Below are 15,344 nucleotides of genomic sequence, written 5' to 3'. Positions count from 1 at the left end.
GGCGACTTCCAAGCAAAAACATCACACAATCTAAAAACTAACAATCATGAAACATCAGAATTAAACACCAATAAAATTTATTTTGGCAAGATTAAATGGATGTTGATGTCATCATTTAACCGAATGGATAGTTTTATATTTTTCACAATGAGAATTAAACATAAGTTCCTGAAGGTTCAGTTTTTTTTTGTGAACAAGATCTAGATTTGATCTAAAAGCATACGATTTCGTGAACTGCGTATCCTTTAGTGAACTGTGCTAGACTCGGCACTCTGCTATTTAGGTCTGTGTATGCTTACAACAAAAATCCAAAAATCCATTCGGGATAGTTATCAAAACCTGCAATTTCAGCTCGAAAACTTCATTCCTCGTCGAGGACAAAATTATCTTGTTGCTGAGATTGCAAAAACATTGTGTGGTTCATATCACAAGTCCAACCGAATCTTGATTGCTGAAGCGGGTACAGGAATAGGGAAATCACTCTCCTATTTAATGGCAGCGGTTCCTGTTGCAGTGTTGCATAATAGAAAGGTTGTTGTTTCGACAGCCACAGTGGCACTTCAAGAACAGCTGATCAGCAAAGATTTGCCTTTATTTAGACGCATCACTGATCGTCAATTCTCTTTTATCCTTGCCAAAGGACGTCAACGATACTGTTGCACCGAAAAACTCGCGGCTGCGTGTGGGGTAGATGGATCACAAATTGCTCTGTTCGAATCAAAGCCACAAAAAAAAGACGTCGAATTATTCACCACCATGTATGAAAAACTGGCTCAAGGAAAATGGAACGGTGATCGCGACTCGTGGCCAAAAGCGATTAAAGATGAGTTATGGCAACTGATTGTTAGTGATAAGCATAGTTGTAATGGTAGCTTTGCTGGCCACAGAGATTGTCCTTTTCAAAAGGCGCGTTCAGAACTGGATAAAGCCGATGTCATTATTGCCAACCATAGCTTGGTCATGGCGGATGCTGACCTTGGCGGTGGTGTCATTCTGCCTGAGCCCGAAAACACCATTTACATTTTTGATGAAGCACACCACTTACCTCATGTAGCACGAGATCACGCTTCAGCGTCCGCAAGCTTGAAAGGCGCAGCAAGTTGGTTAGAAAAACTCAATCAATCCGTAACCAAGTTTTCAAGCTTAGCCGAAGAAAAACGAGTGGCACGTTTTCGTAACGAACTGCAAGAGACACTGCAACAACTTATCCCAAGCTTGAGCCAACTGACAAAGCAGTTTGTACCCGAACAATTTGAAGAAAAGCGATACCGTTTTGAGCATGGAGAACTGCCACAATGGCTTGAAGAAGAGTCTAAAACCCTGAAGCGGCTCTCTCAAAAAGCCAATCAATCCGTTGCTAAAATTGCGGACTTGATTGCTGAACGAGTTAAAGAAGGCGAACTCGCCGCTCGGTTGGCAGAACCGGCACTGACTGAATTAGGCTTTTATATTCAGCGCTTAGAGAACCTTGCCCAAGTATGGCTACTGATGGCGGAACCCAAGCGAGAAAAAGGGGCCCCTTTAGCACGTTGGCTTGAAATTCACCCTGAGCGTGAAGGTGATTTCATTGTTAACGTTTCACCGCTAGAGATTGGTTGGCAACTTGATCAACAGATCTGGAGCCGCTGCATCGGCGCAATCTTAGTCTCCGCGACGATGCGGGCTCTTAATTCGTTCAGCTACTTTTGCTCGCAAGCGGGGATCAGTGAAAAAGTAGAAGATGGCACACGCTTTCTAGCGCTCGCTTCACCGTTTGATTATCAAAATCAGGCCGAGTTACTCATTCCAACAATGCGTTTTGAACCACAAGCAAAAGAGTACACAGATTATCTGGTGGAGCGGCTCGCTGAGTTTATTCAGCCAAACAAAGCCAATTTAGTGCTATTTGCTTCTTACTGGCAAATGCGTGAAGTGGCTGAAAAAATATCGACAGATTTTGTTAAAAGAGGCTGGGCACTGCAAGTCCAAGGTGAAATATCACGCACAGAAATCCTAAATAAACATAAAATGCTAGTACAGTGCGGCAAAACGAGCGTGATGTTTGGTACCAGTAGCTTTTCGGAAGGGCTAGACTTACCAGGAGAACTTTTGGAGAATCTGGTGATCACAAAAATTCCGTTTGCCGTACCAACCTCTCCAGTTGAGCAAGCTCACGCCGAATACATAGAGAAACGAGGTGGAAACTCTTTTATTCAGATAACCGTTCCTGAAGCCAGCAAAAAGCTGATCCAAGCCGTCGGGAGATTGCTGCGCAAAGAGCGTGATTCTGGTAGAGTCGTGATACTCGATCGCAGAATCGTTTCAAAACGCTACGGAAAATCATTATTGGACTCGCTTCCTCCATTTAAAAGAACGATAGAATATTAGCTAGGGCTTAACACTACGCCCTTTCATCTCATTACTCAGGGCCGATTTTATTCATGGAATTTGTTGAGCCAACCACTTTGATTGTGTTGGCGCTTGTTGCTTTTATTGCTGGCTTTATCGATGCAGTCGCTGGCGGCGGTGGCATGCTTACTGTACCCGCGTTATTATCAATCGGTCTTCCGCCGCACATCGCACTAGGAACGAATAAGCTAGCGGCAACATTTGCCTCATCAACTGCCGCATTAACCTACTATCAGAAGAAGTTGTTTCAACCAAGTTGCTGGGTCAGAGCTTTCATTGCCACCTTGATTGGCGCAACCATAGGTACTTTTGCTGTCGATGCGATCAGCACCGATTGGCTACAAAAAGTGCTGCCGCTTATTATTCTAGCGGCCGCTATCTATACGATATGGCATAAAACACCACATGCACACCAGAATGTCAGCCCGCCTCCCTGCCCTGTACTTCACAAAAAGCAGTATGCGCAAGGCTTGATACTTGGATTTTATGACGGGCTGGCAGGGCCGGGGACTGGCGCATTTTGGACAGTCAGTTCGATGGCGTTATACCGACTCAACATTTTATTGGCCTCTGGCCTTGCTAAAGCGATGAATTTTACCAGTAATGTAACGTCATTGGTTACCTTTGCCATTTTGGGGCATATTGACTGGGTGCTGGGACTGACTATGGGAGTTTGTTTGATGGCTGGAGCTTTTGTTGGCGCACATTCAGCGATTCGTTTCGGCGCTAAATTTATTCGTCCGGTGTTTGTGAGTGTGGTCAGTGTGCTTGCAATTAAGCTGACTTATGATGCGTGGTTTGCAGGCTTATGAACCATTTTTCTCAATTGAAGTCCTTAATTGAAGAGTTGAAGCAACAAGCCGCCAGTGTTGACCGAACTCGTGGTGAACACCATCAGGCTCTGTTTGATGAGCGCCTGTTCCACTGTAAAGCGCACTTATTAATCCCTTGTGTTATGGAAGCAAAAGCGACCTTTGATTCCATCGTGCGCGAACAAGAGAGCCAACGGCTAACCAGTCAACGAGCTCAATATCTAACCGATCGACTGCTTGCACAAATTGCGGCAATCCAACGCGAAATATCGACAGTATCGATCAGAAAAAGTGAGCCCAAGCATCGCAGCTATTATCGCAAACCGATCAATGCGTTATATCAAGAGCTGGCCCAGCACCAAGAATGGGAGCGGAGGCTGATGGATATGGTGAGAGAAAAAGAACTCGGACTTAAGCAAACTTCTGCTGTTAGTCAGCAGCAAGCACAAAAAGCGTTATTAACGGTAGAGCAGCGGCTCAAGCGTTGCCAAGAAGCTAAGGCTAAGATCGAAAAACAAATTACGTTCAGGGAGAAAAACCAATAAAATGAATGATCCTACTGTACCGCTAGACGGTGCGTCTGAAGAGATAAAGCTCGCTGTCGATCTCATCTACTTATTAGAAACCAATCAGATTGAACCACACACCGCACTTGAAGCGCTGAAAATCGTACAGCAGGATTTATTGCGTAAACTGGATGATACAGCGAGAGAGTAAGAAGCAAACATCTACTTCTTACTCTTTCCAGCCGTTAGACTTTAAATTGTCCAACCAACTGTTGCTGCTTAGCCGAGAGTTGACTTATCTGAGCACCAACCGATTCTGATTCACCGACCAGTGTCAATATCTGCGCGCTAAGATCACGAATATTGGATAGGTTGAGGTTGACTTCACCAGAGACGGCTTGCTGTTCTTGGGCCGCTTTCACAATCTGACTATTCATATCGTTAATTGCTGAGATGGATTCAAACACTATTTCTAATTCAGCAACGGCCTTTTGGACTTGCATCGCAGTTCCATTTGCTAACGCGTTTCCTTGCTGGATCACCTCAACTACGCCCTCAGTACCTTGTTGGACTTTTTCTATCACTTTGCGTATTTCACCCACAGAGTTCTGAGTCCGCTGGGCCAAATTACGTACCTCATCGGCGACAACAGCAAACCCTCGCCCTTGATCTCCGGCCCGAGCCGCTTCTATAGCCGCATTTAATGCGAGCAAATTGGTTTGCTGTGAAATTCCCTCAATGACCGTTAAAATTTCGGTAATATTGATATTGTTTTGAGCCAACTCTTCAACAACCGGCACCGCATCACTCATTCGCACCACCAGCTTATGCATCTCAGCTTCAGAGGCACGGATGACATCCTGCCCAGTCAGTGCGGAGTGATTAGCTTGCGAAGCGGCTTGCACCGCAGCCTCGGCATTTTGCACAACGAGACTTGCTGTTTGTGTCATTTCTTCAGAGGCAGTCGCCACCATATCCATCTCTTTAAATTGAGACTCACTACGGCTACGTGTTTGTACGGCAGACTGCCGTGCCTGTTCAGTCGTTTGAGCTACTTGGTTCGCACTTTCTACGATCTGCTGAATGATAGCCTGTAATTTGTCTAAAAACTGGTTAAAGCCGCGTGCCAAATCACCGATTTCATCATGACTACTGATAACAAGCCGCTGAGTTAAATCCCCTTCGCCAGAAGCAATATCTTGTAACCGCTCCACGACCGCTCGAATAGGTTTCACAATTTGGGTTGCAGCTAACGCAATGATTGCGAGCCCTAAAAAGACTAGCAATGCGCCGACTAATAGCTCCGCTCTAACGCCATTCTCTACCTGTTGAGTAATGATTTGATCCAGTTGATTGGCATCAGCTAGCACACTCGATGTCGGCATTTCAAAAACCACGCCCCAAGTCTGGTTCGCCACCTGAATGGGAGCAAAGACAGACAACCACTGCCGATCTGAATTCCATTGAGAATGGACTTTACCCTCGGCTAGAAGATTGGCAATCTCCTTTGTAGTCAAGACTGAATCAGCCAGTGGCGCGCCTAAGGTTAATTCACGCTCATCAGTCGCAATAAGCGTGTTATTTAAGCTGACAATAAAGACCTTACCACTACCGCCAAATAGACTTTGATCTGAACTCAGTGCAATCGCTACCAGTGGGCTAAGTTTTAAATCGATGCCAAAAAAACCAATCGCAACGCCATCAATCAAAATGGGCACAGAGAGAGAAGAAGTAAGAAACGTTTCATTATCTTGAATCACGATTTTAGGCGATGAGATACATGCACTAGCGGTTGTCAACGGGCAGGCGAAACGCTCACTGTTTCCTTCATCCTTCAATGCCACTTCGCTTAATACATTTGCCACCACATTTTCACCATTGGAGGACGTTATCCAGTATGCAGCGAATCGACCTATTTCATTTGAACCTACATAGTCAGCATTCTGGTAGTTGTCATCCTCGCTATCGAGCAAATTTGGCTTAAAGACGAGATAAGCCCCCTGAACATTGGGATAATTGACTACCGTCTTGCGAACCATTTCATCTAAAGATGTCCTTAACGCTTCGCTTTCACCAAAATTTTCTTCGGTATTTGATTTGAAAAACAAGGCCGTATCAGCAAGCATTTGAGCCCGATACATGGCTTCACTGAGATATTCAGATACTTCGGCGGCATTGAGCAGCGCCCGAGTTTCTAATAACTGCTGCGATTTATTGATCACAGAATATGAACTTTGTTGTTTTATTGCTTGTTGGTTATTCACTGCGTTATAAACAGAGAAACCAATGAGAGACAATGACGTAATTAGCAGGCAAAGGCCGGCTAAAAGGGTTATTTTCCATTGAACCGAAAGTGTTCGCATACTACATCCTTATGCTGCGCTAATAGGGTTTTCAGACGAAATGGTGACAACTTTAATTAGAGCATATTGACTTGAGAGATCAATCGTAAGTTTACATAAATGTTAATAAAAATATCCTTTCTGACTATTCAAAAAATTTACGTATTACAATTGATTCGCTTTTCATCTTGTCCTTGCGCCTTGAAATGGTAACATCTTGCGCACAACTCATCTTAAGGATCCCTTATGAAAGTCATCAGTTTTAACATCAACGGTTTGAGAGCTCGCCTTCATCAACTGCAAGCGATTATTGATAAGCATCAACCTGATGTCATTGGACTTCAAGAAATTAAAGTACACGATGACGCTTTTCCTCTTGAGGATGTTGAAGCCATGGGCTACCACGTCTATTTTCATGGTCAAAAAGCACATTATGGCGTCGCCATGTTGTGCAAAAAGGAACCCATTTCAGTACAGAAAGGCTTTCCTAGCGATAATGAAGATCATCAAAAACGCATGATTATGGCCACTTTTGAAGATGACAACGGCCAAAAAACAACCATACTCAACGGCTATTTTCCTCAAGGGGAGAATATTTCCCATGAAACAAAATACCCCTATAAGCGTCAGTTTTATAAAGATCTAATGGGTTACTTAACGACACATCATTCCCCTGACGAACAAATAATTGTAATGGGAGACATTAACATTAGCCCTATCGACTTGGATATTGGGATTGGTGAAGCCAATAGAAAACGCTGGTTGCAAACGGGAAAATGCTCTTTCCAACCTGAAGAGCGCGAATGGTTACAAACTTTAATGGACTGGGGTTTGGTTGACACATTCCGTCAGTTAAATCCGGATGTAAATGATCAATTTTCGTGGTTTGATTATCGCTCACGCGGCTTTGATGATAACCGTGGGCTACGAATCGACGTCATTTTAGCGACCCCGAACCTAGCAAAAAAATGCCAAGAGGTCGGCATCGACTATGAACTTCGAGGAATAGAAAAACCTTCTGATCACGCGCCAATTTGGTCCAGTTTTTCCTTGTAGGAACAGAAAGTAACGTGCCAATAAGAAGCGCGCATTCAGCGCGCTTCTTATTTTAATCTATGCCTTGATTATAGAAACAAACTCGGTACAACAAATTGCTACTCGCAGCCCTTCAGCTCAATGGACGCAAATAAGCCAAGAAGCGTTTTTCAGCCTGTTTGAAGCAGAACAAAATAATGAAGGTCAAGCCCATATAGAACAAACCTGCGGTTAAAAATGACTCGAATGGGGCATAATAACGAGAGTTCACTAAACGCGCAGCCCCCGTTAAATCCATAATGGTAACAATACCAGCAACCGCAGAACCGTGGAGCATGAAGATAACTTCATTACTATAAGCGGGCAGTGCGCGCCTTAACGCACTCGGTAGAATAATTCGTCGATACGTTTTCCAAGTACTCATTCCGTATGCCTTCGCCGCTTCAACTTCGCCTTTAGGCAACCCATTGATCGCACCGCGAATAATTTCAGCCGTGTAGGCGGACGTATTGAGAACAAAAGCAACCAACGCGCAAAACCAAGCGTTTTCCCACAAGGTATCTTTCACCGGGAAAAATTGATCCATTCCATAGTAGATGAGATAAAGCTGGACCAATAACGGTGTACCACGAAAAAAGTAGGTATAAGCCCATGCTGGAGTACGAATCAAATAGTTGTGGCTATTTCTAGCAATCGCTAAGGGGATGGCAAAGCTCAAACCGATGATTAACGACAACCCCACCAGCCAAACCGTTGTCCATAGCCCACTAAAATAAATTGGTAGGCTTTGAGCAATAAGGGAAAAATCCATATTTACCTCGTGTGAATGCTGAACTTGCGCTCAACCAATTTGAGAAAACCGGTTGATACACTGGTAAAGAAAAGGAAGATCACTGAGACAGCCATATAAAAGGTGAATGGCATTTTTGTCGAACCCGCCGCGAGTGAGCTGACTCTGACCATATCTTCTAATCCAATAATGGAAACAAGTGCCGTCGTTTTGAGCAATACCAACCAGTTGTTACCAAACCCTGGCAATGCATGACGAACCATTTGAGGAAGCAAAATGCGTCTAAATGCTAAGGTAGAACTCATACCATACGCTTTCGCCGCTTCCATCTCTCCTTTATCAACCGCCATAATAGCGCCACGAAAGGTTTCAGCCATATAGGCACCGAAAATGAAACCTATGGTTAGTATTCCAGCAATGAAAGGGCTAACATCAATATAATCGGGGAGATAAGCGGTCCATTCATGGCTCGGGTCACTTGCCATAAACCAATTGTTTAGCCATTCGTTGATTGAATAAAGGCTATTATTCAACAATATTTGACCGCCAAAGAAAATAAGCATCATCAACACAAGGTCTGGAATACCGCGAATGATGGTCGTATAAAGAGTGGCAATGGCTCTTGCCCAACGGTAAGGTGCAAGCTTGGCTAGCGCTCCTAGCATGCCAAGTAACATGGCAAGTAATAAAGAGAGCACGGCAACTTCAATGGTCAGCACCGCTCCCTTCAAAATTGAGGCTTCATATCCGTGTAGGTCCAACATAATTCATCCCTAGTCCCTGGAGAATTTAACGGCTGGGTACTTCTGGAACTAGGATCCAGCCGTTAAGAATCAATGGATTCCCATCATAATTGAGAAGGTGGAGTCAACTGAGCTAACCAGTCCTAATGACAGAGTGATCGATAAACATATTCATATGCTCGGCCCACTCTCACCTTCTAATTATATGGGTAAGATATGATGTTACAGCTTATTCACCGTATACATCGTAATTAAAGTATTTGGTCGCAATTTCTTGGTAAATCCCTTGTTGACGAAGAGATTTAATCGCCATATCAAGTTTTTGAGTGAGATCTTTGTCTTGTTTACGAACCGCAATACCAAAACCATCGCCAAACCATTTCGGATCGGTTAATGATGGGCCGACGAACTCATACGCTTCGCCGCCCGCTTTGTTAAGCACACCCTCTTCCAATGCAGAGGCATCACCCAATACTGCCGCAATACGACCATTGGCTAGGTCAAGATAGGCTTCATCAAATGAACCATAACGGACAATTTCAACTGCATCGCCATAATTATCAGTAAGATACTTATCGTGCGTTGTTGCACGTTGTACACCAATTTTCACCCCTTTTAGACCTTCTTTAGAAAAATCCAACGCGGCTCCCTTCTTGGCGATAAATTTATTGGGAATTAATGCGTACTTACCAGTGAAATCGACTTTTTTCTTGCGCTCGTCGGTAATCGACATGGCTGCAATAATCGCGTCATATTTACGTGCAAGCAGTGATGGGATAATGCCATCCCAGTCTTGTGGAACGATTTTACATTCCACTTTCATCTCCTTGCACAACGCATTGGCCATATCAACATCAAAGCCTTTGAGAGATCCATCAGCCTCTGTCCAGCTAAAAGGAGGATAAGCCCCTTCTATACCAAAACGAACCGTCTTCCATTCTTTCGCTTGGGCCATACCAGTCATTGCACTAGCAGCAACGGCTGCAACTAATAACCACTTTTTCATTTCCATACTCCTGTGATTGAGGTCTTACTTATTTATCATGCTATGTTTATGTTGGTTTTGCTTAATATTTATGTCGTGACGAATACCACAACATAATGAACACATTAATAAATAGAGGATATAAATTGTTTTAACCGTTCAGATTTAGGCTGGGTGAACAGGATGGCTGGATCTCCTTGCTCTTCCACTAAACCTTGGTGCAAGAACATCACATGGTTTGAAACATCGCGAGCAAAGGCCATTTCATGAGTCACTACCAGCATAGTACGGCCTTCTTCTGCCAAGTCTCTCATAACACCCAACACTTCACCGACCAATTCAGGATCAAGTGCAGAAGTGGGCTCATCAAACAGCATGACTTCTGGCTCTACGGCTAACGCTCTAGCAATCGCCGCACGTTGTTGTTGCCCACCAGAGAGGTGACCAGGGTAATAATCTTTGCGTTCATACAAACCGACTTTTTTTAGCAGCACCTCAGCACTCTCGATGGCTCGTGCTTTCGGTACTCCTAACACATGAATTGGTGCTTCAATAACGTTTTCTAACACCGTCATGTGCGACCAAAGGTTAAATCCCTGAAATACCATAGCAAGGCGTGAGCGAATTCGTTGCACCTGCTTTTCACTCACAGGTGAAGCTTCACCTTGCCGATTTTTTTTCATTTGAATGAGTTCACCATTGACCCAAATATCACCAGAAGTTGGTGTTTCAAGTAAATTGATGCATCTAAGAAAGGTACTTTTTCCCGAGCCAGAAGAACCAATAATGGAGATCACATCACCCTTACGAGCTTCTAGTGAGATTCCTTTTAGTACTTGGTTTTGACCAAAGGTTTTGTGCAGCTCTTTAATATTCAGCGCCGGTACATCAGTCATGCGCTTAACTCCCTGTATTTGCTACTGCAGAGTATTCCAACTCCCATTTTTGATACAAACTAGCATTCACACCGAAAACATGCAACAAATTATTAACCTGGAAAATAAGGATATTTAGTTATTTTATCTGATTAAAAATTCACATTTTAGCCAATACTTCTCCATATGGCGCATATAAATGGCACATCAAGCAATTAACAGTTAACTCATTTCATTAACATTTACTTAAAAATAGACAACCTATTCATGTATAACGTACACCTAGATTCATAGGATATTTAAGGTCATTAATATCATTGAAACTCTTTTACAAACATCACAATGTGAAAACTTATTTCAAGCAAGTAACGCCTCAACCCCCCGTTTTCATTAGGCTGCTGTAGTTTTCTTTCACATTTATTCTTAAAGTGATCAAGATCAATCACCCTAAAGGATAAGCAAGCTAAACTCGCGAGCAAAGATAAGGTTGTATAAATAACCACACTCTCTTTTTTAGTTGTTGTTATGCAAGCACATATGAGATGTGCTACATATTCAATTAAAAACATTACCGCTTCTTCGCGGATTACTAGGATTCAGTACGAATTACTAACTTTTAAAAATATGAGGAATCTATGCCAGACGTAGTCAACAATGAGCGCTCAGAAATCGAGACGAAAAGCTATAAAGAGCTGCATCGTCCAGCATCTGAGTTTGCAAGCCGTTCAGATTACCTAGACCACGAACTGCAAATCATGAAGCCCCGTCGCTTTGGTTTGAACTTACCTGGTCGTGACTTCCGTTTTGAACTTGAAGATTTTGTACCAGCCATCGCGGGCACAATCGGCATCATCGCCATGTACTCAGCGGTAATGATGTCTTGGGCTGATGGCCTAACCCAAGCATGGGATCACATTCATCTAGGTAAAGACTTCGCGATTGAAGTTGCACGTGTAGAGATGTTATTTCCTGCCCTCTTCTTCTGTGTTATTGCCTCTGGTTTCTTAAACCCAAAAGCCAACTTAGCTGGCAACCATGGCCCAATGATCCCTCTTATCGGCTCAATCGCATTAGCCGGTGCACACCCTTTGGCATTGGCAATTTTGCTTGGCGTTTTTGGTCTTCTCTTAAGTTACTTTAAAGGAGGCTCGAAACTGGTCAATCTAACCTCCGAGGGAACCGCAGGCGGGTTGCTTATCTTCCTCGGCTTTACCGGAACAATGAGCCAAATTGGTTCTATCCAAACTTGGGCTACCAGTTTGCAATCGGCCGATGTCGCCGCAGGCAGCTTAGGTTACGTTGGCCTAGTGGTTTTAGGTGTCAATATTGTGCTGTATGCATTTCTTGCAAAAATCAACATGCGTTGGTTAGCAATTCCTGTCTGTGCAATGACAGGGCTTGCGATTGCGCTTTTATTCGGTACTGGCTTTGATCTTCAATTTGAAACTCAAATGGGCTTACCTAACCTTAATCCTGTTTACTGGTGGGGCTCAACCACTGAAGGTTGGATGCTTGGTTTGCCAACAGTAGAACACTTTATCGCCTCATTGCCCTTTGCTATTTTGGCCGTTGCGATGTGGTCACCAGATTTCCTTGGTCACCGAATTTTCCAAGAATTGAACTATCCGAAGAGAACTGAAAAAGTACTGATGGATGTTGATGACACAATGACCATGTGTTCAATTCGTCAAATGGTAGGTACAGCACTTGGTGGTGGTAATATCACATCGTCATGGGGAACGTATATGATCCCAGCGGCGATTGCTAAACGCCCAATTCCTGGTGGTGCCATCATCTTAGGTTTATTGGTCATGACTATTGCTATCCTTGGCTTCCCTATGGACGTAGCGGTTTGGCCTCCAGTGATGCGTATTGCTCTATTAGTAGGGGTATTTCTTCCTTTACTAGAAGCGGGTATGCAAATGGTAAGAAACACAAAAGATTCACAAGCAGCGGGCATCTGTATCTTTGGTAGCGCTGTGGTGAACCCTGTTCTAGCGTGGGCATTGACCATGCTACTCGATAACAATGGCCTAATTGGCGACAAAGAACGTGCATCAAAGCTGTCTTTTATCGACAAAATCATCATTCCAGGTGGTGTGCTGATCATCTGTTTAATTGCTATGCTTGCGGTTGGTATGCTTGAAAACCAATACGGTTTAAAAGCTTGGCTATAATGAGCTTGGACTAATACGAATTTGGGTAGTGCTCGCACTACCCAAACTTTATTTGAAAAATTTAACTTTTATTGATTTAGTTTAAGGTTTACAAAAAAATTTTAGTCTAATCTTGCATTCAAGGCTTAAAAGCACAATATCTATATTCAGATAATTGAATAGTGTGAATATAGATATTGTATTAATAGAGTGTACTGCTCCTTTCGAGGATAACTGGCTCAACGGTGAAGACGGTACGTGTTTTTTCTACTAAAAAGGTAGGTATGTCATGGCAGAGCAATTTGCTAAAGCTTGGGAAAGTTTTGTTGCAGGTGAGTGGCAAAACGAAGTTAACGTTCGTGATTTTATTCAAAAGAACTATACGCCGTATGAAGGTGACGAATCTTTCCTAGTTTCTGAAGGTACTGAAGCGACAAACAAGCTTTGGGCTAAAGTAATGGAAGGTATCAAACAGGAAAACGCGACTAAAGCCCCTGTCGATTTCGATACTGACGTTATTTCTACCATCACTGCTCACGATGCAGGCTACATCGAAAAAGATCTTGAAACTATCGTGGGTCTACAAACTGAGAAACCACTTAAGCGCGCTATCATCCCTAACGGTGGTGTGCGTATGGTTGAAGGTTCTTGCAAAGCATACGGTAGAACTCTTGACCCTATGATTTCAAAAATCTACTCAGAATACCGTAAAACTCACAACGCTGGCGTTTTCGATATCTACACTCCTGATATCCTAGCGTGTCGTAAGTCTGGTGTTCTGACGGGCCTTCCTGATGCTTATGGTCGTGGCCGTATCATTGGTGACTACCGTCGCGTAGCACTTTACGGTATTGATTTCCTAATGAAGGATAAGCTTGCTCAATTCACTTCTCTACAAGAGCGTTTTGAGAACGGCGAAGATTTAACGGCAACGATGCAACTTCGTGAAGAAATTGCAGAACAACACCGCGCACTTGGCCAAATGAAAAAAATGGCTGAAAAATACGGTTTTGACATCTCTCGCCCAGCAGAAACTGCACAAGAAGCTATCCAGTGGACTTACTTCGGCTATCTAGCTGCTGTTAAATCACAAAACGGTGCGGCAATGTCGCTAGGTCGTACTTCGACTTTCCTAGATATCTTCATCCAACGTGATCTAGAAGCGGGTAAAATCACTGAAGTACAAGCTCAAGAAATGATCGACCACTTCGTAATGAAGCTGCGTATGGTTCGTTTCTTACGTACTCCTGAATACGATGAACTATTCTCTGGCGACCCAATTTGGGCAACAGAATCAATGGGTGGTATGGGTCTTGATGGTCGTACACTCGTTACGCGTTCTAACTTCCGTTTCCTAAACAGCCTATACACTATGGGTCCTTCTCCAGAGCCAAACATCACTGTACTTTGGTCTGAGCAGCTACCTGACGGCTTTAAACGTTTCTGTGCAAAAGTATCTATCGATACTTCATCTATCCAGTACGAAAACGATGATTTAATGCGTCCAGACATGAACTCTGACGACTATGCTATCGCATGTTGTGTATCGCCAATGGTTGTAGGCAAACAAATGCAGTTCTTCGGAGCGCGTGCAAACCTTGCTAAAACCATGCTTTACACCATCAATGGTGGTATTGATGAGAAGTTGAAAATCCAAGTTGGTCCTAAAATGGACAAGATCGCAGGTGAGTATCTTGACTATGACGAACTATGGGCAAAAATGGACCACTTCATGGATTGGTTGGCGAAGCAATATGTGACCGCACTAAACAGCATTCACTACATGCACGACAAATACAGCTATGAAGCCGCGCTAATGGCACTGCATGATCGTGACGTTAAACGTACGATGGCATGTGGTATTGCTGGCCTGTCTGTTGCTGCTGACTCTCTATCAGCAATCAAATACGCAAAAGTTAAGCCAATTCGTGACGAAGATGGCCTAGCGATCGATTTCGAAATCGAAGGTGATTATCCTAAATTTGGTAACAATGACGCCCGCGTTGATGACATCGCATGCCAACTTGTTTCTACGTTTATGGGCAAAATCCGTAAACTTAAGATGTACCGTGATGCAATTCCAACTCAGTCTATCCTGACTATCACTTCAAACGTGGTATATGGTAAGAAAACAGGTAACACACCTGATGGTCGTCGTGCTGGTATGCCTTTCGCACCGGGTGCAAACCCAATGCATGGCCGTGACGAAAAAGGTGCAGTAGCATCATTGACTTCAGTAGCGAAACTACCGTTTGCTGATGCACAAGATGGTATTTCTTATACTTTCTCTATCGTTCCAAATGCGTTAGGCAAAGAAGAAGCAAGTCAACGTGCCAACCTTGCTGGCCTGATGGATGGTTACTTCCACCATGAAGCAGGCATTGAGGGTGGCCAACACCTAAACGTGAACGTGCTTAATCGCGAAACTTTAGAAGATGCGGTTAAACACCCTGAGAAATACCCTCAGCTGACCATTCGTGTATCTGGCTATGCTGTGCGTTTTAACTCACTGACTGCTGAACAACAAGCTGACGTTATTGCACGTACTTTCACTGAATCTCTATAATTTCAGTTAAATTACTAGCAAAATAGTTAAGCCCTGCTCGATGAGTGGGGCTTTTTTATACTCAGAAATCAAAAATGCGTAATGCATCGACCACAAATGTTACGCTTACCACATTTATTTTGATTCAATTGCCTATTTATCAACTG

General features: G+C 43.5%; 12 protein-coding genes. 7 read left to right on the top strand and 5 right to left on the bottom strand.

All coding sequences use genetic code 11. The features are described 5' to 3' along the window. The first annotated feature begins 291 nt into the window (after window positions 1-291). The 4 genes from dinG to rsmS are packed head-to-tail and all read left to right on the top strand — an operon-like array spanning window position 292 to window position 3,917. Window positions 292-2,367 carry an ATP-dependent DNA helicase DinG gene (dinG, locus tag AACQ42_RS07230; RefSeq protein ID WP_094164829.1) on the top strand — a complete coding sequence of 692 codons (2,076 nt, stop codon included), beginning with the start codon at window positions 292-294 and terminating at the stop codon, window positions 2,365-2,367. Window positions 2,368-2,420: 53 nt separating this feature from the next. Next, on the top strand, window positions 2,421-3,200 hold the full coding sequence (locus tag AACQ42_RS07225) for a sulfite exporter TauE/SafE family protein (RefSeq protein WP_010319210.1): 780 nt from the start codon (window positions 2,421-2,423) through the stop codon (window positions 3,198-3,200). Beyond that, window positions 3,197-3,745, top strand: coding sequence for a primosomal replication protein PriC (gene priC, locus AACQ42_RS07220; RefSeq protein WP_010319211.1), 549 nt, complete (start codon window positions 3,197-3,199; stop codon window positions 3,743-3,745). The genes AACQ42_RS07225 and priC overlap by 4 nt, the downstream gene beginning before the upstream one ends. A 1-nt stretch (window position 3,746) precedes the next feature. Next, entirely contained in the window at window positions 3,747-3,917 is a 171-nt protein-coding gene (rsmS, locus tag AACQ42_RS07215) for a pleiotropic regulatory protein RsmS (protein ID WP_013856554.1), read from the top strand. Window positions 3,918-3,951: 34 nt separating this feature from the next. Here the strand turns inward: rsmS and AACQ42_RS07210 are convergent, their stop codons facing one another. Then, entirely contained in the window at window positions 3,952-6,069 is a 2,118-nt protein-coding gene (locus AACQ42_RS07210) for a methyl-accepting chemotaxis protein (protein WP_094164828.1), read from the bottom strand. A gap of 225 nt (window positions 6,070-6,294) precedes the next feature. Here AACQ42_RS07210 and xthA point away from each other — a divergent pair, with 225 nt between their 5' ends. Further along, the gene (gene xthA / locus AACQ42_RS07205; protein ID WP_017042286.1) at window positions 6,295-7,104 is read left to right on the top strand and encodes an exodeoxyribonuclease III; all 810 of its coding nucleotides are present in this window, start codon (window positions 6,295-6,297) and stop codon (window positions 7,102-7,104) included. Window positions 7,105-7,216: 112 nt separating this feature from the next. On the opposite strand, the gene AACQ42_RS07200 is transcribed toward xthA, so the two are convergent. The 4 genes from AACQ42_RS07200 to AACQ42_RS07185 form a co-directional block, all read right to left on the bottom strand. Further along, window positions 7,217-7,894, bottom strand: coding sequence for an ABC transporter permease (locus tag AACQ42_RS07200; RefSeq protein WP_094123469.1), 678 nt, complete (start codon window positions 7,892-7,894; stop codon window positions 7,217-7,219). 2 nt (window positions 7,895-7,896) lie between these two features. After that, window positions 7,897-8,637, bottom strand: coding sequence for an ABC transporter permease (locus tag AACQ42_RS07195; RefSeq protein WP_017050383.1), 741 nt, complete (start codon window positions 8,635-8,637; stop codon window positions 7,897-7,899). A 208-nt stretch (window positions 8,638-8,845) separates the two neighbouring features. Continuing rightward, on the bottom strand, window positions 8,846-9,622 hold the full coding sequence (locus AACQ42_RS07190) for an ABC transporter substrate-binding protein (RefSeq protein ID WP_026028918.1): 777 nt from the start codon (window positions 9,620-9,622) through the stop codon (window positions 8,846-8,848). A 104-nt stretch (window positions 9,623-9,726) separates the two neighbouring features. Further along, window positions 9,727-10,497 (bottom strand): ABC transporter ATP-binding protein, encoded by a 771-nt coding sequence (locus AACQ42_RS07185; RefSeq protein WP_094164827.1) that lies wholly within the window; start codon window positions 10,495-10,497, stop codon window positions 9,727-9,729. 614 nt (window positions 10,498-11,111) lie between these two features. Between AACQ42_RS07185 and AACQ42_RS07180 the strand changes: the two genes are divergently transcribed. Then, window positions 11,112-12,653 (top strand): DUF3360 family protein, encoded by a 1,542-nt coding sequence (locus AACQ42_RS07180; protein ID WP_017042289.1) that lies wholly within the window; start codon window positions 11,112-11,114, stop codon window positions 12,651-12,653. A 268-nt stretch (window positions 12,654-12,921) separates the two neighbouring features. Beyond that, the gene (gene pflB / locus AACQ42_RS07175; RefSeq protein ID WP_013856546.1) at window positions 12,922-15,198 is read left to right on the top strand and encodes a formate C-acetyltransferase; all 2,277 of its coding nucleotides are present in this window, start codon (window positions 12,922-12,924) and stop codon (window positions 15,196-15,198) included. Window positions 15,199-15,344: the final 146 nt, after the last annotated feature.

This window comes from Vibrio sp. V12_P9A6T4, from assembly GCF_963874835.1.
GTDB classification, from domain to species: Bacteria; Pseudomonadota; Gammaproteobacteria; order Enterobacterales; family Vibrionaceae; genus Vibrio; species Vibrio anguillarum.
Note: the sequence above shows the minus strand (reverse complement) of the source record. Positions and strands in the feature narration are given on the sequence as shown.